Annotated in this window: 18 protein-coding genes; 1 reads left to right on the top strand and 17 read right to left on the bottom strand. The window is 43.1% G+C overall.

Translation table 11 applies throughout. The annotated features are described in order from the left end of the window. Positions 1–267: 267 nt before the first annotated feature. The 10 genes from der to OE749_RS00290 all read right to left on the bottom strand — a co-directional run bounded on the left by der (position 268) and on the right by OE749_RS00290 (position 10,705). Positions 268–1,716 carry a ribosome biogenesis GTPase Der gene (der, locus tag OE749_RS00245; protein ID WP_263710329.1) on the bottom strand — a complete coding sequence of 483 codons (1,449 nt, stop codon included), beginning with the start codon at positions 1,714–1,716 and terminating at the stop codon, positions 268–270. 107 nt (positions 1,717–1,823) lie between these two features. Then, complete coding sequence (gene bamB, locus OE749_RS00250; protein WP_263710330.1) at positions 1,824–3,065, bottom strand: outer membrane protein assembly factor BamB; 1,242 nt, start codon at positions 3,063–3,065, stop codon at positions 1,824–1,826. Further along, positions 3,058–3,678 carry a YfgM family protein gene (locus OE749_RS00255; protein ID WP_263710331.1) on the bottom strand — a complete coding sequence of 207 codons (621 nt, stop codon included), beginning with the start codon at positions 3,676–3,678 and terminating at the stop codon, positions 3,058–3,060. Before OE749_RS00255 ends, bamB begins: the two co-directional genes overlap by 8 nt. Positions 3,679–3,725: 47 nt before the next feature. Continuing rightward, positions 3,726–5,003: a histidine--tRNA ligase gene (gene hisS, locus OE749_RS00260; RefSeq protein WP_263710332.1), complete on the bottom strand. Its 1,278-nt coding sequence runs from the start codon at positions 5,001–5,003 to the stop codon at positions 3,726–3,728. A gap of 136 nt (positions 5,004–5,139) precedes the next feature. Continuing rightward, the gene (gene ispG / locus OE749_RS00265) at positions 5,140–6,258 is read right to left on the bottom strand and encodes a flavodoxin-dependent (E)-4-hydroxy-3-methylbut-2-enyl-diphosphate synthase (protein ID WP_263710333.1); all 1,119 of its coding nucleotides are present in this window, start codon (positions 6,256–6,258) and stop codon (positions 5,140–5,142) included. A gap of 15 nt (positions 6,259–6,273) precedes the next feature. Next, positions 6,274–7,341: a RodZ domain-containing protein gene (locus OE749_RS00270; protein ID WP_263710334.1), complete on the bottom strand. Its 1,068-nt coding sequence runs from the start codon at positions 7,339–7,341 to the stop codon at positions 6,274–6,276. 23 nt (positions 7,342–7,364) lie between these two features. Further along, the gene (gene pilW, locus OE749_RS00275) at positions 7,365–8,396 is read right to left on the bottom strand and encodes a type IV pilus biogenesis/stability protein PilW (protein ID WP_263710335.1); all 1,032 of its coding nucleotides are present in this window, start codon (positions 8,394–8,396) and stop codon (positions 7,365–7,367) included. Positions 8,397–8,417: 21 nt separating this feature from the next. After that, complete coding sequence (locus OE749_RS00280) at positions 8,418–9,560, bottom strand: bifunctional tRNA (adenosine(37)-C2)-methyltransferase TrmG/ribosomal RNA large subunit methyltransferase RlmN (protein ID WP_263710336.1); 1,143 nt, start codon at positions 9,558–9,560, stop codon at positions 8,418–8,420. A gap of 103 nt (positions 9,561–9,663) precedes the next feature. After that, positions 9,664–10,095 (bottom strand): nucleoside-diphosphate kinase, encoded by a 432-nt coding sequence (gene ndk / locus OE749_RS00285; protein WP_263710337.1) that lies wholly within the window; start codon positions 10,093–10,095, stop codon positions 9,664–9,666. Positions 10,096–10,288: 193 nt separating this feature from the next. Further along, complete coding sequence (locus tag OE749_RS00290) at positions 10,289–10,705, bottom strand: acyl-CoA thioesterase (RefSeq protein ID WP_263710338.1); 417 nt, start codon at positions 10,703–10,705, stop codon at positions 10,289–10,291. Positions 10,706–10,774: 69 nt separating this feature from the next. On the opposite strand from OE749_RS00290, the gene OE749_RS00295 reads away from it, so the two are divergent. Then, the gene (locus OE749_RS00295) at positions 10,775–12,934 is read left to right on the top strand and encodes a GNAT family N-acetyltransferase (protein WP_263710339.1); all 2,160 of its coding nucleotides are present in this window, start codon (positions 10,775–10,777) and stop codon (positions 12,932–12,934) included. 227 nt (positions 12,935–13,161) lie between these two features. On the opposite strand, the gene OE749_RS00300 is transcribed toward OE749_RS00295, so the two are convergent. The 7 genes from OE749_RS00300 to OE749_RS00330 all read right to left on the bottom strand — a co-directional run bounded on the left by OE749_RS00300 (position 13,162) and on the right by OE749_RS00330 (position 21,627). Then, positions 13,162–14,421 (bottom strand): tetratricopeptide repeat protein, encoded by a 1,260-nt coding sequence (locus OE749_RS00300; protein WP_263710340.1) that lies wholly within the window; start codon positions 14,419–14,421, stop codon positions 13,162–13,164. Next, on the bottom strand, positions 14,421–15,035 hold the full coding sequence (locus tag OE749_RS00305; RefSeq protein ID WP_263710341.1) for an energy transducer TonB: 615 nt from the start codon (positions 15,033–15,035) through the stop codon (positions 14,421–14,423). Before OE749_RS00305 ends, OE749_RS00300 begins: the two co-directional genes overlap by 1 nt. Positions 15,036–15,038: 3 nt before the next feature. Then, complete coding sequence (locus OE749_RS00310) at positions 15,039–15,440, bottom strand: ExbD/TolR family protein (protein WP_263710342.1); 402 nt, start codon at positions 15,438–15,440, stop codon at positions 15,039–15,041. Positions 15,441–15,452: 12 nt separating this feature from the next. Continuing rightward, the gene (locus tag OE749_RS00315; protein ID WP_263710343.1) at positions 15,453–15,977 is read right to left on the bottom strand and encodes a MotA/TolQ/ExbB proton channel family protein; all 525 of its coding nucleotides are present in this window, start codon (positions 15,975–15,977) and stop codon (positions 15,453–15,455) included. A gap of 1 nt (position 15,978) precedes the next feature. Next, positions 15,979–17,337 carry a MotA/TolQ/ExbB proton channel family protein gene (locus OE749_RS00320; RefSeq protein WP_263710344.1) on the bottom strand — a complete coding sequence of 453 codons (1,359 nt, stop codon included), beginning with the start codon at positions 17,335–17,337 and terminating at the stop codon, positions 15,979–15,981. Between the two features lie 6 nt (positions 17,338–17,343). Next, positions 17,344–18,105, bottom strand: a complete 762-nt coding sequence (locus tag OE749_RS00325; protein ID WP_263710345.1) for a DUF3450 domain-containing protein — start codon at positions 18,103–18,105, stop codon at positions 17,344–17,346. 678 nt (positions 18,106–18,783) lie between these two features. Beyond that, the gene (locus OE749_RS00330; protein WP_263710346.1) at positions 18,784–21,627 is read right to left on the bottom strand and encodes a TonB-dependent receptor domain-containing protein; all 2,844 of its coding nucleotides are present in this window, start codon (positions 21,625–21,627) and stop codon (positions 18,784–18,786) included. Positions 21,628–21,719 lie beyond the last annotated feature (92 nt).

Here is a 21,719-nt window from a genome sequence, read left to right on the forward strand (position 1 = left end):
CGATGTTGTCAGTACTGAAAACGTCAAAGAAGTACAGATTTTATGACGTTTCCCCGTACCGACGTAAGATATGGAATAGAGAGACAGTTAGTTATCTCGCAGGATATACGTAATTGCGAATTATATTTCATACCCAAGACTCGTTTCGTTATTTGTCTCAAGGTACTAAATCACCTCTTATCAATTCGCTCATTTAGGCTAAATAAAAAAAAGCCCTTGAGATGCAACACCTCAGGGGCCTTTCTGTACGTTTTTATGTGCTATCGCTTATTTTGTTTTTTTATGAAAAGCCATCAAGCGTTTGCGTTTTCTTTGTTGAGATAACGTTAACTGATTTTTTTTACCTTCATATGGATTAGCACCTTCACGAAACTCGATTCTAATTGGTGTTCCCATCGTCTCTAACGACTTACGATAGTAGTTCATCATATAGCGTTTATAGGAATCGGGTAAGTCATCAACTTGGTTACCATGGATAACAATCACAGGCGGGTTGTATCCCCCAGCATGTGCATATTTCATCTTTACGCGACGTCCTCTCACTAGCGGCGGCTGATGATCTTCTTGTGCCATTTCCATAATTTTCGTAAGCAGAGAAGTATTTATACGCTTCGTTGCAGAGGCATACGCTTCTTGTACAGATTCAAATAAATGACCCACACCCGTTCCATGAAGGGCTGAAATAAAGTGAAGACGAGCGAAGTCAACAAAGCCCAATCGACGATCAAGCTCACGCTTGATGTCTTCTTTCACGTCTTTATCAAGGCCATCCCATTTATTTACGGCAATCACGAGTGAACGACCTGCATTCAGTACGAAACCTAATAAGCTCAAATCCTGATCCGCAATTCCCTCTCTTGCGTCAATAGTGAGAAGTACCACATTGGCTTCTTCAATTGCCTGAAGGGTCTTAACAATAGAGAATTTTTCCACCGCGTCAGATACTTTTTTGCGCTTACGTACCCCCGCAGTATCAATGAGTACATACTCTCGGCCATCGCGCTCCATCGGAATAAAAATACTGTCTCTTGTGGTCCCTGGCATGTCATACACAACGACACGCTCTTCTCCCAATATACGATTAGTTAGTGTTGACTTACCTACATTGGGTTTACCCACAATGGCTAATTTAATCGGCAGACTTTGCAAGCGAGCTAACTGTGCTTCTGCGTCTTCTTCATCGTCATTTCGTGTGTTTTCCGTTGCACGCATATCAGGGAAGTTGTCTTCTATTTTTGACAACGACAACTCTAATAGCTGCGAAACACCTCTTCCGTGTGCCGCGGCAATCTGGTGAATTTCGCCTAAACCAAGCGAGAAAAACTCTGCGCTTTCGCTGTCGCCGTCTATACCGTCAACTTTATTCGCAACGACATATACTGTCTTTTGCTGCTTGCGTAAATAATTGGCAATGCCTTGATCTGCAGGCGTCAAACCAGCCCGTGCATCTACCAAAAACAACACGACATCGGCTTCTTCAACAGCCAGCAGTGATTGCTCCGCCATAGCAGCATCAATGCCTTCCTCATCACCTGTTATGCCCCCAGTGTCTACAACAATAAATTGCAATCCATCATATTTTGCCTGACCGTACTTGCGGTCTCGTGTTAAGCCTGGGTAATCAGCTACCAGCGCATCTCGAGTATTCGTTAAACGATTGAAAAGCGTGGATTTACCCACATTAGGTCTGCCAACTAAGGCAACAACAGGTAACATATTGAAATTTCCGATATATTAAAAATAACGGTTTGATTTGTCAGACAAATCAAACCGTTTATATTTCATAGTGTAGCGTATTCGTCATAAATGACGATTCACATTGCCTAAGGCATTTTAATCGACACTACCTCACCAGAACGGGTCATAGTGTAGACAGTATTTTCATCTGCCACAGGTTCTGCGAATATGCTTTCATCTTCATCATCTCCGCCGACATCTAGACGAGCAACAATGTCGCCTGATTCCTGACTTAGCCAATGCAAAAATCCGAACTTATCGCCGAGTACAATATAATCGCCAACTGGCTCAGCACCGGTAAGCGTTCGCCCTTTAAGGCCTCTTTGACTCCACAGCTCTACGCCATTTCTGCGATCCAAACCGTAAATATTACTGTTCAAGTCCACAACAAAAAGTTGGTTGCCAGCGAGCGTCAAACGTCTGTATGACTTGTATTCACGATTCCAAATAACACGCCCACTACGTAACTCTACAGCGGCCAATGTGCCTTCATAAGAGATTACAAATACCACACCATTGACCACCAACGGACGGCTATCTATATCTGCAATACGATCTAACTCTGTAGCGCCTGACGGTTTAGCAACAGCTTGCTCCCATACAGTTTGGCCGCTATCAATAATATTAACCGCTAGCTTGCCTGACGCCGTGCCTACGATTGCCCCACCATTTGATATTGTAGGTGAAGATATACCTCTAAGGCTTAACGCTGGCACATCTGATTCGTACTGCCACAACTGCTCTCCTGAACTGGCATCTAGTGCAACTAACATTCCGGAGCCAGTGTTTACCACGACCACCCCTTCATCGACAGCAGGTTCAGCAATCACCTCTCCAGCAACGCTTTGCTTCCATTTAAGTTCGCCTGTAGATGCATCTAGCGCAAATACTTCGCCATTTTCGGTGCCGAAGAAAAGCGTGTCATAGGCCACTGTCATGCCACCAGAGATCTTTGCACTGATGCCGCCATCCCACAGCCCACTCAACCAACTAAAATAACCATCGTTACTTTTTTGGGCAAAGCTTTTACGCCATAACGTTTCGCCAGTATGCTTATCAAATGCTTTTACAACACCGTGGCGACTCGCCGCAAACACTTTGTTATACGCAACAGCAGGACGCAACCGTGAAAAGTAATGGTCAACACCGTTACCTACATTTTCTGCCCATTGAACCTGAGGTTCAAACTGAGCCGTAATAGGCGCAAGTTCACGAATTTCGACATCTTCATCATCGTTAAACCAACCTGATACCGTCGAACAAGCAGTTAATCCCATGCATACACTAAGGATTGTCGCGCGCTTGGCACGAGTGAATAGATTAGCCATTTATTGAAGCCAAATTATCTAATTTCATCTTAAGCAAGTAATTACCCGCATTGTCTTCTAGTGCTGCACTGTAGGCAGCTCTGGCTTTGTCTGTCAGAGATTGAGCCAAATAAATATCACCTTTAAGCTCCTGGACTTGGGCACCAAAAGATTCACTACTCACAGCCTCAGCGGCTTTCATTGCTGCATCAAGTTTATCTTGCTGTAGATAAATACGCGCCAAACGCAAGTTAGCGATATCTTTTATTGATACTTCAGAGGCGTTACTGGCAACAAAATCTAAATGTTGAATCGCTTCTTCAAAGTTTTCAGCATCAATTGACGCCTTTGATAGTTGTAGTGCTGCAAGCACGGAATAACCGCTCTCTTTATTTGCAGAGATAAATTCAGCCACTTTTACGTCAGTTGCATCATCAACACCTACAGATGTCGTAACCAATTCATACTCGGTGGATGCTTTTTCCATATTGGCAACCTGTTGCTCACCGTAGTAGCGCCAGCCCCACAATCCTCCAAGACCCAGCACCGCACCAATCACAATTGCCGCACCGTTATCTTTCCAGAATTTCTTAATCGCTTCTACCTGTTGTTCTTCTGTAGCGAATTGTTCCATGTTGTTATCCTCGTACAACCAGCCCTGCCAATATGAGGGCGATATAATCATTTAAAATAGGTACGTAAAGCCGCTAGTAACGCTTCTCGGGTAAGCGTTTCCTGCTCTTTGTCTTCTCGCATATGTTTAAGCCCAACACAGTTTTGCTGTGCTTCGCTTTCTCCAATAATCAGAGACAATACTGCACCGCTCTTATCTGCTCGCTTCATTTGCTTCTTGAAGTTTCCACCGCCGCAATGACGTTGAATACGTAGTGTTGGCATCTCATCTCTAAGCATCTCTGCTACATCTGTTGCATACGCTTCAGCTAGGTCACCCATCGCTGTAACATACAAATCGATAGGCGCAGGAACGTCAGACGTTAGCTCTAGTGTTTGCAATAACAATACTAAACGCTCGATCCCCATTGCAAACCCTACCGCAGGAGATGATTTTCCACCTAGCTGTTCAACAAGACCATCGTAGCGGCCACCGGCACATACCGTTCCTTGTGAACCAAGGCTGTCAGTAACCCACTCAAATACAGTGCGATTATAATAATCTAAGCCACGCACCAGAGTGGGGTTGACCCGATATTTGATACCTGATTTATCTAATCGTTCACACAACCCTTCAAAATGCTGTTTTGACTCGTCATCAAGGTAATCGAATAGGCTTGGCGCCTCTTTTAAAATCGCCTGCACACTAGCATCTTTACTATCCAAAACACGAAGCGGGTTGCTTTCTAAACGACGTAAACTGTCTTCATCAAGTACGGACTTATGTTCTGTGAGAAAAGCAACTAACGCGTCACGGTAGTTTGCGCGCGCTTCGTTTGTGCCAAGTGAATTAATTTCCAACGTGACATGTTCTGCAATACCGAATACTTTCCAAAGTCGAGCTGACAACTGAATGACTTCAGCATCAATATCTGGCCCTTCCAACCCAAATGTTTCCACGCCAAATTGATGAAACTGGCGGTATCGTCCTTTTTGTGGTTTTTCATGTCTAAACATTGGTCCCATATACCACAAGCGTTGTTGTTGGTTATAGATGAGCCCATGCTCATTTCCCGCTCTTACACAACTTGCAGTATTTTCTGGACGCAGCGTTAAGCTATCACCATTTCTATCGTCAAAGGTATACATTTCCTTCTCAACGATATCTGTTACTTCACCAATAGAGCGCTTGAATAAATCAGTACTTTCAACGATCGGCGTTCGAATTTCCTGATAGCCGTAACTGGCCACAACAGAACGAATTTTATCTTCTACCCACTGCCAGATTCCAGTTTGGTCTGGCAGACAGTCATTCATACCTCGAATTGCCTGAATTTGCTTTGCCACGAATGTGATTCTCTTTTCTTCTGACTCAAAAAAAGCCAGTAACTAAAACTGAATAAAGCCCCGTATTATAGGGGCTTTAGTATGAAACGTAAATTGCTGAAGTTTTGATAGCTTGTACCAAGCTGACAAACACATACTAGCTAACGTCTTTAACATTTATTTTATTATTGCTATCAAGTATCGATGCCTTGGCTCGAATTCGCGTCTCCAATTGTGAGACCAGATCATCGTTTGGTAAACGCTCTTTCTGACGCTGGCCGTCTAAATAGAAACCACTCATATTTCTTGCCCCCGTCAGGCCTAGATCAGATACTTCAGCTTCACCAGGTCCGTTTACCACACACCCGATAATCGATACATCCATTGGCGTTAATACGTCTTCCAATCTTTGCTCCAGCGCATTAACTGTGCCAATGACATCGAACTCTTGTCTTGAGCAGCTCGGACAAGCAATAAAATTAATGCCTCTAGATCGTATACGCAGAGATTTCAGAATGTCGAAACCGACTTTAATTTCTTCAACCGGATCAGCGGCTAGAGAAATGCGAATCGTGTCACCGATACCCTCGGCGAGCAACATACCTAAACCAACAGAGCTTTTCACAGCTCCCGCTCTTAGGCCGCCAGCCTCGGTAATACCCAAATGCAAAGGCTGATCAATTTTTGTAGCAAGTAAACGGTATGCACCAACAGCTAAAAACACATCAGATGCCTTAACGCTCACTTTAAACTGATCAAAATTAAGTGAATCTAGAATATCAACATGACGCATAGCTGACTCAACCAAGGCTTCTGGTGTTGGCTCTCCATACTTTTCCTGTAGGTCTTTTTCGAGGGAGCCGCCATTAACGCCAATACGGATTGGAATATTTTTATCTTTTGCACTATCGACGACAGCTCTAACCCGTTCGAGGTTTCCAATATTACCTGGATTAATACGTAAACAATCTGCGCCATATTCAGCGACTTTAAGCGCAATTCTATAATCAAAATGAATGTCTGCCACCAGAGGTACATTCACCTGTTGCTTTATAAGCTTAAAGGCTTCAGCAGCATCCATTGTAGGCACTGACACTCGCACGATTTCTCCACCTACGCCTTCAATGCGTTTAATCTGTGCGACAGTTGCTTCAACATCCGTTGTAGGCGTATTGGTCATTGACTGCACAGCAATGGGTGCACCATCACCTATAGGTACATTGCCAACGTGGATACGTGTAGATTTTCGACGTTTAATTGGAGACTCAGAAAACATGGTCCATCCGTAAAATTATTCAGAAAAAGGTAAAGTAAAACGAGCGGTTCTGCCTGCTTTGAATTCAGACATATCGACTTGAACGCCATTATAACGTATTTTCACTACCTCCGGAGCGCCCAGAGTAACATCAAAAGGAGGAACACCAGTTATGGGCATAATACGCCCTTCTGCCTTGATGCCATACGCAATCGCTTCTCCTGTCGCGTCGACCAGATTCATCCAGCAGTCACCCGAAAACTCGAAAACCAACTCGACGTTTTCAACATCAGGTGTCGCAAGCTCTTGCTGAGACAATGCCATCTCTGACTGCGTATTACGTTCAGTGTTAATACTTGACGCTGCATCATTGTTTTGAACATCAGATGTCGGCGCAATGGGTTCTTCGGAAAGTGAAAATGCCTCTTCTTGAACTGCCTCTGAACTCGCATTCGTTGGCAACCCTGCTTGAGAAGACAAGTTCGTCTTTTCTTGAGGAACAACAAAATTATTCACCTGAGAATCTGTTTCTGTAACGCTATGAAGTTGAGCGTTAGCTTCCGCATCAGAGGGTGGCTCGTCAACTATCATGCCTCGACTCATTAATTGAGCATCAACATTTTGCTGCCTATCACTGTCGGCCCCGTCTGTCAGCGACTCTGAAAGTTCTGTTGTTGTGGAAGAAACCGAACTTGACGTATTTTGCCACCACCACATTACAACGAGCGCGATCACAATGATACCCACTAAGTACGTCACTAGCATAAGACGATCATCGTTTGCCTGCTTGGCGACTCGTCGAGAAAAACTTTGTAATTTCGCAGGCTCTTTTGAATTGCTAGCAACATTATCGAATGCTTGAAGAACAGCCTCTTCCGATACCCCAACGTGCTTGGCATACAATCGCAAATAGCCTTTAGTAAACGTCAAGGAAATAGACGGATCGTAGTCATCTTGCTCAAGACGCCCAATGCTAACCTCTTTTAAATGCAAACGCTCGGCAATATCTTGCTTTGACAAACCAGCTCGCTCTCTTGCCTCGCGCAACATTTTGCCAGGGCTTACCTCTTCTGGCTCTTGTACTTTTTCGTGTTCTTCACTCATTTAACTACTCAATTCCTTACGGATTAATTCAGTGGGGCTTCTATGAACAACTTTGTTCCAATGGGTATAGACGTTACATCATGCAAGTCGTTCCATTCAATCAACTTTTGTAATCGCACGTTATACTTGATTGAAATTCGATACAGATTTTCACCTTCGGCAAGAATATGTACTCCTCTTTCATCTACTAACAATTCACGTTCACGATTATCTGCCTTGCTATTGGGCTCTGATTGGCTTTCCTTGGCGTCTCTATCGACACGACTTACATCAACAAATGGCGAACCTGATGCTCTACGCTCTAGGTAATCTTGGGCATTCGGATGCCCCGGATACATATCAACTAAAATGGCACCGTAATCCTTCGATGCTTTTTGATTACCTAACGCTTCTTCAATTTTAATGAGTAGCCACAATACATCAGGTGATACCCGCGCAATGCTTTCATATCGGCGCAAAGTTCGACGCGCCGCCTCCCACTGCTGATCGCTCGCTTGCAATTGCGCAAGTAACATAAGCGTTTTAGCTCTACTTGGCTGATGTTGCAAGGCTTTTTCTAGATATTGAATTGCTTCGTCGACCAAGCCCTGGTTTTGGCTACACAGTGCTAGGTTTTCATAGGTCTCTGCAGCGGAATTATATCGGTCATTACTCACTGCTTTTAAAAAATAATCTTTTGCTTCTTCGAACTGACCTTGCTGACATAAAAATGCGCCATATGTATTGGCAATATCAGGATTGTTGCCATCAAACTTCATAGCCGTTTTGTAGGATGAATCTGCCAACTCTACTTCACCTACCACTTGGTAGTAGTAAGCAATACTATAATGCGCCTCTGCTAATCTCGGCGCATACTCCAACGCTTTATCCAAATTAAACTTGGCTTGCTTATAGTTACCATTTTTTAAATAGGTAAGGCCCAAAGATATACGCGTTTTCGCAGCCTCTAAAGCATCAAATGGCGTAGAAGAGTTATGTCCATCGGCGTGATATTGCGTCGCGCAGCCGCCGATGGAAAGAAGTACTGATAAAAGAATTGCAGTTAATAATCTCATAAGGCCAATCAAAGTTATTGTTTAATTAGCCATTTTTACCGAAATTTGCTCTCCCTTCATCTGTTTTTTTAACATTCTTTTCGTTCTATCAACAACATCGCCTACTAATTGTCCGCAGGCCGCGTCGATATCGTCCCCCCTGGTTTTTCTCACAACCGTAGTAAAACCGTAGTCCATAAGCACTTTGGAGAAGCGATCAATTCGCGAATTACTCGAACAAGTATACGGGGACCCTGGATAGGGGTTGAATGGAATTAAATTTATTTTACTCGGGGTATCTTTTAACACTTTTGCCAATTCGTGGGCTTGATCAGTACTGTCATTAATACCATTTAACATGACGTACTCAACCGTTACCCTTCCTTGATTAGCATTCGATTTCGCTAAATAACGACGTACACCCGCCAAAAACTCTTCGATTGGATACTTTTTGTTAATTGGAACAATCTCGTCCCTTAATGTATTGGTAGGCGCATGAAGAGAAATAGCAAGCGCTACATCGATTTGGTCTCCTAGCATATCTAAGGCGGGTACTACACCCGATGTACTCAACGTGACACGTCGCTTTGACAAGCCAAAGCCAAAATCATCCAACATGATATTCATTGCTGGCACAACGTTCTTTAAATTGAGCAGTGGTTCGCCCATTCCCATCATCACGACATTCGTAATTGGTCTTTTACCAGTGTCATTCGACAAACCGATTGCTGTAGCGACACGCCACACTTGCCCAATAATTTCGCCTACCGCCAGATTGCGATTAAAGCCTTGTTGAGCAGTTGAACAAAACGTACATTCCAATGCACAGCCAACTTGCGAAGACACACACAAGGTTGCTCGGTCACTTTCAGGTATCCAGACCGTTTCAACTTCCTGACCTCCTTCAAGTCTCAATGCAAACTTTATTGTGCCATCCGTTGCGTTTTGCTGGTACGCTATTTCTGGTGCACGAATTTCACACTTGGCTTTTAATTTAGCTCTCAAGCCTTTATTCAGGTTTGTCATTTCGTCAAAGTCAGAAACGCCCTGCTGATAAATCCATTTCATTAACTGGTCGGCACGAAATGGCTTCTCATCAATCGATGCAAAAAATGCTCTTAGTCCCTTGCGATCGAAATCTAACAAGTTAACTTTTTTAGCATCATCAGACATGGATACAGTCATAAAAGCAAACCTCAATAAACGCATTCAAAGTGTGGGTTTTAACACCCCTTTACTACGACAAAAGGGGAGCGCTGCTCCCCTTGTTCACTCACTTGTTAACAAATTAACGCGTGCGTGGGCAAATTTCTTCATCAGAGAAGAAGTAAGCAATTTCACGAGCAGCAGACTCTTGAGCGTCAGAACCGTGAACTGCATTCTCATCAATAGACACCGCATAGTCGGCACGTAGCGTACCCGCTAGAGCTTCTGCTGGGTTAGTTGCACCCATAATTTCACGGTTTTTACGCACTGCGTCTTCACCTTCAAGAACCTGAACCATAACAGGACCAGACGTCATGAAATCAACCAGAGCACCGAAGAAAGGACGCTCTTTATGCTCTGCGTAGAAACCTTCTGCTTGCTCTTTGCTCATATGAACCATTTTAGACGCAACAAGGCGTAAACCAGCAGATTCAAAACGGTTGTAAATTGCACCGATTACATTTTTTGCTACTGCATCAGGCTTAATGATAGAAAAAGTACGTTCCAGGGCCATGTCCCATCTCCGATAATTATATTTTAATACATTAAAAATTTTGGGCGCGAATTATATGCAAAATACGACTCTTTGCCTACAAAAATAGCAAAATATTTATAAAAAATGACTCTCGACCTTCAACTGATCTGTATCGCATTTTTCGCAATGGAAAAATATAGTGATTTTATTCAGTATCTTATGTCTGTTCGCCTCAATCGAGCATATTTAATGTGCGCAACTCTTCTTTAGTCTGCTTATCCAGCATTTCAAGGGTTTTTCCATGAGGAATGGGGGCGCGAGTTTCAGGGTCTACTCGAACGAATACAATGTCGTCAGCTAAACAAATCGTTTTCTTCGTTGCTTTATTGCGAACCAAGCAAGTAACAGTAATCGAGGTTCTACCTACTTTTTTGGTTGCTAAACCAAACTCTACGACGTCTCCTTGCATTGCCGGAGACTCAAAGCTGATTTCGCCAATGTGCTTTGTCACGAGATAATTAGTCTCAAGCTGACAAATTGCGTATATCGCGGCTTCTTCATCAATCCACTCTAATGCCCTTCCACCAAAAAGCGCATTTGCATAATTAAGGTCATTAGGCATGACGAGACGGCGAGATAAAAATCGCATTGTTTTTCCTTCTATTTATAAAACTGCTATAAACTGTCACCTGTAATTATAACAGCAGTTAGCAGCGCTATGACACAGATCCTACCGACAGATTTCAAAACATTGTTAGCAAACAGACAAAACGGCTTTTATCATCGTCAATTATTGGTTATCTCAGGATCTGAACCTCAAGGATTGCAACAGCTAACAGAAGCACTGGCAATTTTGTCCCCAGAATCTTTATTAATGGTAGGCTTTAAAAGTGACATTAATATAGAACACGCCACATCAATAGTGGCTAGCCAAGCAAAACACATGCTAGGCCAAGAATTTCAAATTGTCGTGTACAACTGCTTCGATTCATTTAGAGGTAATGCTCTCGTTGCACTGAGTGGTGTAATCAGACGAGGTGGATTGATGATTCTTGTCACCCCCCCTCTGGAGCAGTGGCCAAATCATATTGACCCAGACAAACACCGCCGTCTGTCATTCGGTTCCTCTATAGAGCAAAGCAGCCTTTTTATAACGCACCTCATCCACCACATTAAGCAAGATCCACACATTTTACGATTGTCTGGGCAAGAATTTATCGGTGAGCTAGCGTCAACTGAAAAGACTGAATATACAACGCCAACATATGCCAATGTTGAGCAACAAAACTGTGTTAAACAGATTATTCACCTTGCAGAGCAAAAACAGCGAGGGGCAATGGTACTCAATGCTGATAGGGGACGCGGCAAAACAGCCGCTTTAGGAATAGCAGCAAGTAAACTGATATCCGCAAGCACAAAAAATATTATTATTACCAGCCCGCGGTTTGACTCAGTCAAAGTCGCTTTTGATATCGCCCTATCTATCAATGGACACCTGAACAGAAAGAAACTTGTATTGCACAACCCATTGACAGGAGGAACACTTCATTTTCTACCACTAGATGAAGTCACCTCCCAGCTTGATGAAGCAGATTTGGTATTAGTAGATGAAGCTGCCAGCATTCCATCTCCTCTTTTAAAGCAAATTGAAAGTCAAAGCCGGAAAGTGGTCTTCAGTTCTACCATTCATGGATATGAGGGTACAGGGAGAGGATTTGAAGTTAGATTTAAGCCATATTTACTAAAAAGACGCTGTAACACACACTTCTTGACATTGACATCTCCTGTTCGTTGGGAAGACAACGATGTACTAGAAGCATTCTGGTTCAAAGCATTTAACATGACCCAATATCTGCCAAATCCCCCTGTTACACAACGGCCTACCTCAGTCAGTGATATAAATATCGAAGAGCATAGCGCTGACTCTCTTATAAGACATCCGAATATACTTCACCAGATCTTCCAAATTCTGGTTGATTCGCATTATCAGACTACGCCAGATGATCTCATTCGCCTATTGGACGCTGACGATCATAAAGTCATTGCGGTCCAAATAAAGCAACAAGTAGTAGCCGCCGCAGTTGTCATTTTAGAGGGCAAACTCAAAGATGAAAAACTCATAAATGAAATCACGTTGGGCAGGAGAAGAGTAAACGGCCATCTTATGCCGCAGTCGTTGTCTTATCACTTAGCCAATCCTGATTTCTGTAAGCTGTCATTTGCCCGCATAACAAGAATTGCTGTTGTAGCCGAACAAAGACGTAGCCGTATTGGAGAGCAAATTCTCAATTACATCCAGCACGTATTCTCAAGCCATATTATTTGTACCTCTTTTGGGGCAGAGTTAGGGCTATTGCGCTTTTGGTCAGCAAATCATTACGTTCCTGTACGATTAGGTTTCAAAAGAGAGGCATCCAGCGGTGAACACAATGTGAGTTTAGTTAATTGGTCTTCTATACCAAAAAATCAAATTCCGCTTTTCACGGCAATGAGAAAAGCATTTGCAGAAAATTTGATTTTTGCTGGTCCCGAGCAATTTAGACAGCTTGAATCAGATATATTTATACATCTTTTGGCCAAAAGCCCTCAAATTTTATGCCTTTCTGATTACGATAGATCGGCTGTACAAGCGTTCATATTGGGCAACAGGCAGTTATTGATGACAGAGAAATCGTTGCAAAAGCATCTATTAGCGCATATTGACGCTATACATAAACCACACAGCAAGAACGTGAATATAGACATTATTTTTGATTTGCTAGTTAAGCGGATGGATAAATTTTCCCTACAGAAAAAATACGCTATTCCGGGGAAAAAAGCACTGGAGCAGCGTGTGAAACAAACTTTCAAAGATTTAACTATACATGTGAATCAATAACCTAGTTTGTGAGTCGTCCACAACATAACACATGTTAAGCCCTACCTTCTCGTGCTTAACACTATCCAAGCTGTTTGGATTCCATTATCTAAGATAATACGCTTTGCGTACATTACACCTTTGGCGATCATCCGATGAGCATGGACCAAACGATACAATAAATGAGTGTGAAAGACAGAAAATAAAAAAGCTCCCGAAGGAGCTTTTTAAAACATAGCTTTAGCAAATTAAATCTTGATTCCGCGGTTGCCCGCTTTTTCAATGATGTAGGGTTCCCAAGCTCGGGCGTTACGCTCGGTAGACTTATCCTTTTTGGCTTGTCTAGCATGGTAAATCGCTTGCTTGAAGTTATCCGTATACATATTTGCTTCCATCAATGCGATGTGGATACGGCCGACATTGTCATTCCCAAGATCCAACGCTTTTTGTAACGCAACTATCGCACCTTTGTAGTCTTCAGCTGCTAACAGTAACGTGCCTTGGCGACGGAAATAGTCTGAATCATTGCTGAGCTTGCCAGCTTCACCGTAATATTGCGCAGACTCTTTGTACTCTTTAGCTTGGTGATAAGCGTTTGCTAAGCTTGATACGCTCTTAGCATCACGTTCAATCAAACCAGACTTAATATACTTTTCAAGAATCTTAGCAGCCTTATACGGAATGCCATTTGTCGCATATAACTGTGCTAACGCTTTAATCTCAGATTTTTTAGACAAAAATCCCTGATTATACGCAATTTCCATAGTTGACAGTGCTTTTTTATAGTCCTCTACAGACATATAAAAGAAACCAAGTTGGCTCCACCACTGTTTATTGTCAGGGAATTTACGCACAAGCTCTTCAGCCACTTCTACCGTTTCTTTGAACATTTTACGCTCATAAAATGACGTAAGCTTCAAAACATACGGGTTTTTGTTAGGCTTTTCATATAGCGCAATAGCTTTGTCAGCAGGCTCTACAATTTTAGGCAACTGCTTCGTTTCATAGTAAGCCTGAGCCATTCGAGTATAAATATCTGGATCTTGCTTACACGTGAAGTCCATCCAGTTTTTATAGAAACGAATAGCCTGGTCGTACTCTTTCTCCTGCATACTTAGATCAGCAACTAAACGTAACGTGCTGGCATGCTCAGAGTCATTGAGTGATTTAGGCTCGACAGATCCTTTCAGGTATTTAAGCGCCTTTTGACCCTCACCTTCCTTACCAGCAAGCATCTTACCAATAAAATTATCGGTGAATGCTTTGTCATAACTACCTTTAGGATCAATTTCATAAAGGAGTGCTAGTGCTTCATCAATGAGATCATTGTTGTATGCTTCAAGTGCCTTCTGGATTTTCTTACCCGTTCGCTCACCAACGATTTCAGTTGTACCACGTTTGTAATCGGCACAAACAGATGGCGCTGTTTGAGCAAGGGCATGGCTAGATGCCATTCCCATTACTGTAACAGAGGCCACTGCGATTAATTTGTTTACAAATTTACTCATTAGCCTTGATCCAACTTGAAGTCCAACTGTACTTGCTGGTTGAACTGTTTAACAGGTTTACCATCGACAATTCTTGGTTTGTACTTCCATTTACGCAACGCACGTCTAGCTTCTCGGTCAAAGACGCGTTTTGGCTCTGCTTCGATAACCTCAACATCTTCAACACCACCAACTTCGTTGATCGTAAATGACAATCGTACCCAACCTTCTTTGCCGTCGCGAGCTGCTTGAACCGGATACTTCGGCTCTATACGAACGATCGGTGTAGCATCACCATCACGTTGCATATTTCCGACTCCGCCGATATCAATTGAGGCACCACCGACATCTACATTCGGCATATTAAATGACATGCCTGTGTTATCCGCATTTGATTGATCAGGCTCTACAGGCTGAATCTTCGGCGGTTGCTGAGGTGGAGGTGGTGGCGGTGGCGGAACGCGTTGTCGAGTCTGCGTCTGCTCATCAGGTTCGTTCATGACAATGTCAATCACAGGAGCAGGAGGTACTTCTTCTGCAGGGCGTGAAGAGTTGGCAATCAATTTCGCCATTACGACGAAAAGGCCAAAAGCAATCATCCCGCCAACCAATATAGATACTAAAAAACGTACCATTGATTAAGCCCCCCTTGCCGCGACAGAAATTCTGTCTATTCCAGCAGCTTTAACTTGGTCCATCACCTTTACCACCACTCCGTGTTCGGCTTCGATATCAGCTTGAATGATAACGACATCGCTAGGTTGTTCAGCTAAAAGGCGCTCAATGTTAGAGCGTACGCTTTCAACTTTCACTTCGCGCTTGTCCATCCAAACATCACCATCAGCGGTGATAGCGATAAAGATATTGGCGTTTTTAGGCATTGTAGCCATGTTAGCTTCTGGCTTGTTCACTTCTATACCCGCATCTTTTACGAATACAGTTGTTACGATGAAGAAGATAAGCATGATGAACACGATGTCTAGCATCGGCGTCATATCAATTGCCGCTTCCTCTTCTTCTGCACGTATTTTTCGAGCCATATACTTCTCTCTTTAGTGATGCGGCAAGCTATCTACTAGCTTTTCTCGTGCGATCTTAACTCTAGCTTCAAGACGAGAGCTAAAAAACACACCAGATAAAGCTGCTACCATTCCCGCCATTGTGGGGATCGTAGCCATAGATATACCAGCTGCCATCAAACGTGGGTTACCAGTACCCTGAGTTGCCATCGTTTCGAAAACGGTGATCATCCCAGTTACAGTCCCAAGAAGACCGATTAGCGGACACATCGCGACAAGAGTCTTAATTAGTAGCATTCTTGCGCTAAGTTCGTCCGACGCTTGAGAAATCCATGCATCACGGATTCTATGCGCATACCAAGATGTGGTATCTGAACGCGCGTCCCATTTAGCTACAATATCTTTATGCAACTTAGGAAACACCGACGTCAAATACCAGTAACGCTCTATCATCAATACCCACATGAGGAAGAGCGCGGCAGCAACGACATAGAGTACGTTACCGCCGGTAGCGATAAAGTCCCTGACAGATTCCCATAATCCAATCAGGTATAGCATATTAAGCTTTCTCCGACTCTGCGTGCGTAGCCACGATACCCGCAGTCTGTTCATCTAGAATATGAACAATAGACTTGCTACGGCCAGCTACGATACTGTGAGTTAGAATTAGAGGTAGAGCTGCGATAATACCTTGAGCAGTCGTTACCAATGCCATAGAGATACTTCCAGCCATGATACGCGGGTCACCAGTACCGAATAGTGTAATTTGCTGGAACGTCGCAATCATACCCAGTACTGTACCAAGTAGACCTAGTAAAGGAGCGATAGCTGCAAATATCTTGATGATATTGATGCCACTTTCGATCTTTGGAAGTTCACGAAGAATCGCTTCATCCAATTTCAATTCTAGGTTTTCAGCATCTGCATTCTTGTTCTCGTGGTAAACCTTAAGGATACGACCTAGTGGGTTACCGTTAGAAGGATTAGACGTGTTGTTAAGCTGGCTACGAATTTGGCCAGACATCAAAGTAAGCTGCACTAGTTTGAATACACCGATCAATAGACCGATAGCCAACATACCAGTAATCACATAACCAACTACACCACCAGCATGATAACGCTCAGATAGTGTTGCTTTGCCTTTAAGTAGATCTAGAATAGCACCACGTGAAGGGTCAACGAAGAATGGAACGATTCCCGAATTTGCATCTAGCATAACACCAGCAGAGTCAACCATGTGGCTGTCTGGTTGACGACCTAGGGGTTGAACCTGACTTTCTTGTTGGTCGTAAGCTAGGTAGCCTTGCTCACCAATCAGGTTGAATGTACCAACACGGACTACGTCTTGTGTTTGCGTACCACCTTCAAGACTCACAACGTCAGTTTGGAAACGAGACACTTTGCCAGATTCAGTCATTTCTGTCTGAAGAGCAAACCACATGTCTTCTAGTTCTTTAATGTTAGGAAGACCTTTAGATTCCTCTGACATTCTTTGTAAGAACGCACCACGACCTGGAAATTCTGCGCTTACAATAGATGTAGCAATACGTCCATATGCTTCCGCAGCGGCTTGACGAACAACACCAAACATTTCGCCTAGGTCACCAGTAGCTTGGTTAAGCTCTTGCTCTTTTTCTGCCAATTTTACTTCATTATCAGAAAATTGTTTTGCTAAACGATCGCCACGCTGACGCTCAGCTTTTAGATCCGCTTGTGCTTTTCTTAAAAGTGCTTGCTTATCAGCACGAGCTGAAACAAATTCGGCTTCACGTTGTTGATTAAGGCGCGCTTCAGAGACACGGTTTTTCTTTACTTCTTCAAGCAGCTGATCAAGTGAACTAGCGTTCTGTGCAGAAGCTGTAGAAGCAACAAGTGCCAATGAGGCAGCGGCCATTACAGATTTGAAAACGTTACTCATTGAAAATTACTCCGCAGCTTTAATAGGTAGCTTAATTAGGTCGATAGGCAAAGTCTTACGAGCCATACGAACAGCTTTTACTGTTGACTCTAGATATTCATCACCTAGCTTTTCCCAGCTACGGGTATCTTTATTGAACATGAACGCGTTCTTCTGATCTAGAGATAACGCAAGCAACGCTGTGCGACCTAGATTGAAGAAATCTACTGCGATTTCCGTACCATTGTAATCAAGCTTACCTTGATAAGCGTCGATTTTTGAGCCGTATTCTAGCTCAACCATGTAAGCTTCAACTACCTGACGGAAACGCTCAGAAACTGTAACATTTGAGTTAGCCATTACGTCGCGTAAACGCTCAACACGCGCTTTACGCTCTTCGTATTTGATTGGAACATCTAGTTCGATGAACTTCTCAAGGCTCTCGATCATTCTAAACATTAGCGGAACGATACCACGCTTAGTGCCTTCGATATCATCGATTTGGCGTTGCAGAGACGCAATTCCTTCTTCTTGATCTGCAACAAGTGTTGCTACGTAATCGTTATAAACCTTTAGGTTTTCAGTTTCATCAACTGTCTGACGGTATTCCGCTAACAACTCTTGAGACTGCTCATAAAGATTGTTGATTTTTTCCTGGGATTTTGCTGCAGACGCGTGAATCTTCGCCTCTTCTTTGTGAAGTGCATTTAGAGGATCTGCAGAGACTGTGCTACTACCCAGTACGAAAGCACCAACAACGGTAGAAGCAATAAGGGTTCTCTTGCTCATTTTGGACATAGTTCCCAACCAATTTTCTTTTTTGAATCCTCGCCACGAAGAAAAGTTCAAGGGCAAGGGGCTATAAAACTGTTAAAATTATAGGATTGTAACTAAACAACGTAAACCTGATGGCATTCCACTTGTAAAGTTACGAACACCGAATGGTCACACGGAAACAGTTAAATTGTCAAGTTCACTGTAACGGCAAGGTTTAAAGGTAAGATGACTTAATATACTGTTTCCCCGAGCATTCATTGTGTATTTTTTTTCCAACACTTCAGCCATGCTCTCTCTAAACACTTATCATTTATGGAATTAATTTTCAGGCCATGGATATGAGGAAGTTAATAACGCGGTCAATGAGCCACCAGTTGCAAACCATTTTGTGCAGCTGTTCTATATTCAAATTGCGCTCTATGTGAGTTTTTTTTAACCACACAATACGCTGCAAAGTGGATTATTCTGCGCAAAAACCATTTTAACGAGTGAAGAGATAATCGGATCTACAGCTAAGACTAGGTAACAACAGAGTGTTTGTTGAAACACGTATTAACCATACTTAGCTAGTAATGCCTTCTATATATGATGGTGTTTCGAAAGTGGTAGTTTAAAGCAGTAGTCAGGATGCAAAATGTAGAAAAGCCTCCGAACACCGTTCAGAGGCTTCTTTTTTATGTTAACCCTTAATTAAAAAGAAAACTTAGTCTGTACAAAGTATCGACGTCCAATCACGTCATATGCACCAGGCTCAGTGTTCGCATTAAACGCACTGTGGAAGTATGGTGGATCCTCATCAGTAACGTTGTTAATACCTGCAGTGAGCGTCACATTGCTGAAAGTATATGTCGCCACTAAGTCATGGTATACAATCGATTCTGCTTTTGCGTCAGAGGTAATCTCTGCGGGTCTCCATCGATCATCGGCTTCACCGATATAAATAATATCCCAATTTAAAGACCAATCATCGCTGTTGAGACCAATCATGCCGTTAACTTTAAGCTCTGGGAAAACCGCAGCTCCCTCGGCTGTGCCCGCAGTTTCAGATGCTCCGACTATAGGGAAATCTTCAATGCGCTCAAGTAAATAGCTGCCTGACAATCGGAACTGCATCGTATTCGCATTAGCGAAATTAACATCCATTTTGTATTCAGCTTCAAAATCGATACCTTTAGCAGAAAGCGTTCCTAGGTTACCAAAAGCACCGGTTGCATCTCCTGGGAAAATACCGTCATACAAACCATTTGGGAACGCATTACAGGCCGTGGCTGTTAAATTAGGCGAATTCAAACAAGCATAAAGAAGTGAGTTAATATCGTCACTCTCGATCCATCCATCTACTTTAATATCCCAATAATCGATGCTACCACGTAAGCCTTCTATATCGAAGTTATCGAAAATTAAACCAAAGGTTTTGGTCACTGACTCCTCGGCTTCTAGTTCATCGCCTTCTTGAGCGCTTGTTGTATAAGCCGATTGCCAAGCAAATCCAAACTCACCATCAGCACCGAGGTTGTCTTCACCTAATAATGCAAGACAGTTCTGTCTAATAGTATCGGTAATATCAGTACGGCGATCTGCAAACTCACAGTAACTTTCAACAACTGGGAAGTCTGTCTCATCTTGTTGATTTAATTCTGAAATATTAGGCGCTCTGAACCCCGTTGCGTAACCAGCTCGAACACGAACTTGATCGATGATAGAGTAATCAACGCCTATTTTATAATTAAATGTTTCACCTGCGGATGTATCATATTCTGAGTATCGTGCAGACATTTCTACAGCTAAATCCGATGTAACCGGTAAGTACACTTCACCGTATACCTCGTCTACAGAGAATGAACCACTTTGAGGATCTGCTGCTCCGCCTGTTGTTAAGCCTTCAGATGTGAACTCATCTGGAATAAAGTCACCTTTTTCTTTACGGTGCTCAATACCAAAAGACCAACCGATAGTGCCTCCATCTAATTCGCCAAAGTCACCTGTTAAGTTGAATTGCCACAGTTGCATCTGGGCAAGACCAAGATCTTTAAGAGAGTTGGCAGAAATAAACGCCATTTGCTCATCGGAAATGGAACCATAGGGACCAAATGGATCTATGACGCCCGCAGCTGCACAGGCAGGATCAGCGTTACAAAGCTCTGGAGTCACTGCTGTTTCCCAACGATCAAAGCGATGATAAAACTTGGTTTCATTTACCACTTCGTTTTGTGCAAAGGTATACGCAAAGTCGTAGTAAATATCCGAGCCTAATTCACCATTTAACCCTGTTACAAACCTAAATGTATCCGCGGTTTGGAGGAAGCGTCTACCGCCAGATTCTACAAAACGTCTATTGACACGAACCGTCTGATTTTCAATTCCATAGGGATTCAGATCATCTGCAGTTCCTAGCACTCCATCGGCACCTGATGCATTGACACCAAAAGGATTAAACGGGTTAGACGCCGGTACAAGGTCGTTACGCTGCGCCTGTCCAGACACTATACCAATATAGTCTGCAGTCACCCCAAAAGAGGCATCCGGTGCTAATCGTTGTGCTGATGTTCTGCGAGTATATGAAGCTTCCATATATGCTTGCGTGTCATCCGCTATTTCGTATTTACCATTCAGTGCCATTTGCCACCGCTCGTTCGGTGTGACTAACGCGTTAACAGGTGAGAAGTTATACGTATCACGTGAAGGATCGAAGGGTCTGACCTGACCTGTGGTTTCATCAACGATGTAATTCCCAGCTAGACCTGGCACGCCACGGATACGTCGACTATTGGACGAACCTGAAGGTACCGCGAGATAACTTCCATCACCTTGTAATTCACTATAGAGGCCGTCAAACGCCCAATCTCTATCAGCCTGCACCATCTCTTTTTGTTTATTGTATTCTAAACCGATTACAATATTCCCTTTTTCAGAAGCGGCCCCCATTACTACTGATACTGAAGTATTTTGTGCATCCCCCTCAGCGCTGCGGCCGTGGTCAAATTGCAAATCCACCCCTTCAAAGTCGTCTTTTAGAATAATATTGATAACGCCGGCAATGGCGTCAGTTCCATAAATGGTAGAAGCACCATCCTTTAGTACCTCTATACGTTCAACTAGATTAAATGGGACGCTATTTAAATCTACCGCGCCATCGTCATTTAAATCACCAATTTGGCGACGTCCGTTTATTAGCACTAACGTTCTATTGAAGCCAAGTCCGCGAAGGTCAACTTTTCTCTGACCGTCATTGCCGTTGTTAGTCGTTGCACCCAACTGGAAACCACTTACTGCAGGGGTGAATTTAAGAAATTCATCTATACTGGTTACGCCCGAGTTCTTAAGATCCTCGGCATCAAAAACAGAGATTGCACTCGAAGAAGCGAATTCTTCCCGTACAATACGTGAACCCGTTATAGATATTTTTTCTACGCCCTCATTTGAGGGGGTAGACTGAGCTGAAGCTTGAAAAGAAAGAGGAACAGTAAGAGCTGATAATGCCCCAAACGTCAAAGCTTTGCGAATTGAGCTCGCCAACCTTGAATTATTATACATTTTGTTCTCCCAAAACACTTGTAAGAATAGTTTTTAGAATATTGGCTGTGCAAATAATAGACACAGTAAATCTTGTTTATCACATCTAAAAA

Source organism: Fluctibacter corallii (assembly GCF_025751585.1).
Taxonomy (GTDB): domain Bacteria; phylum Pseudomonadota; class Gammaproteobacteria; order Enterobacterales; family Alteromonadaceae; genus Fluctibacter_A; species Fluctibacter_A corallii.

Excerpts from the sequence above, each read along its gene's own strand:
- der (WP_263710329.1), bottom strand. The coding sequence starts at position 1,716 with ATGTTACCTGTTGTTGCCTTAGTTGGCAGACCTAATGTGGGTAAATCC.
- bamB (WP_263710330.1), bottom strand. The coding sequence starts at position 3,065 with ATGGCTAATCTATTCACTCGTGCCAAGCGCGCGACAATCCTTAGTGTA.
- OE749_RS00255 (WP_263710331.1), bottom strand. The coding sequence starts at position 3,678 with ATGGAACAATTCGCTACAGAAGAACAACAGGTAGAAGCGATTAAGAAA.
- ispG (WP_263710333.1), bottom strand. The coding sequence starts at position 6,258 with ATGTTTTCTGAGTCTCCAATTAAACGTCGAAAATCTACACGTATCCAC.
- OE749_RS00270 (WP_263710334.1), bottom strand. The coding sequence starts at position 7,341 with ATGAGTGAAGAACACGAAAAAGTACAAGAGCCAGAAGAGGTAAGCCCT.
- pilW (WP_263710335.1), bottom strand. The coding sequence starts at position 8,396 with ATGAGATTATTAACTGCAATTCTTTTATCAGTACTTCTTTCCATCGGC.
- OE749_RS00280 (WP_263710336.1), bottom strand. The coding sequence starts at position 9,560 with ATGACTGTATCCATGTCTGATGATGCTAAAAAAGTTAACTTGTTAGAT.
- ndk (WP_263710337.1), bottom strand. The coding sequence starts at position 10,095 with ATGGCCCTGGAACGTACTTTTTCTATCATTAAGCCTGATGCAGTAGCA.
- OE749_RS00290 (WP_263710338.1), bottom strand. The coding sequence starts at position 10,705 with ATGCGATTTTTATCTCGCCGTCTCGTCATGCCTAATGACCTTAATTAT.
- OE749_RS00295 (WP_263710339.1), top strand. The coding sequence starts at position 10,775 with ATGACACAGATCCTACCGACAGATTTCAAAACATTGTTAGCAAACAGA.
- OE749_RS00300 (WP_263710340.1), bottom strand. The coding sequence starts at position 14,421 with ATGAGTAAATTTGTAAACAAATTAATCGCAGTGGCCTCTGTTACAGTA.
- OE749_RS00305 (WP_263710341.1), bottom strand. The coding sequence starts at position 15,035 with ATGGTACGTTTTTTAGTATCTATATTGGTTGGCGGGATGATTGCTTTT.
- OE749_RS00310 (WP_263710342.1), bottom strand. The coding sequence starts at position 15,440 with ATGGCTCGAAAAATACGTGCAGAAGAAGAGGAAGCGGCAATTGATATG.
- OE749_RS00315 (WP_263710343.1), bottom strand. The coding sequence starts at position 15,977 with ATGCTATACCTGATTGGATTATGGGAATCTGTCAGGGACTTTATCGCT.
- OE749_RS00320 (WP_263710344.1), bottom strand. The coding sequence starts at position 17,337 with ATGAGTAACGTTTTCAAATCTGTAATGGCCGCTGCCTCATTGGCACTT.
- OE749_RS00325 (WP_263710345.1), bottom strand. The coding sequence starts at position 18,105 with ATGAGCAAGAGAACCCTTATTGCTTCTACCGTTGTTGGTGCTTTCGTA.
- OE749_RS00330 (WP_263710346.1), bottom strand. The coding sequence starts at position 21,627 with ATGTATAATAATTCAAGGTTGGCGAGCTCAATTCGCAAAGCTTTGACG.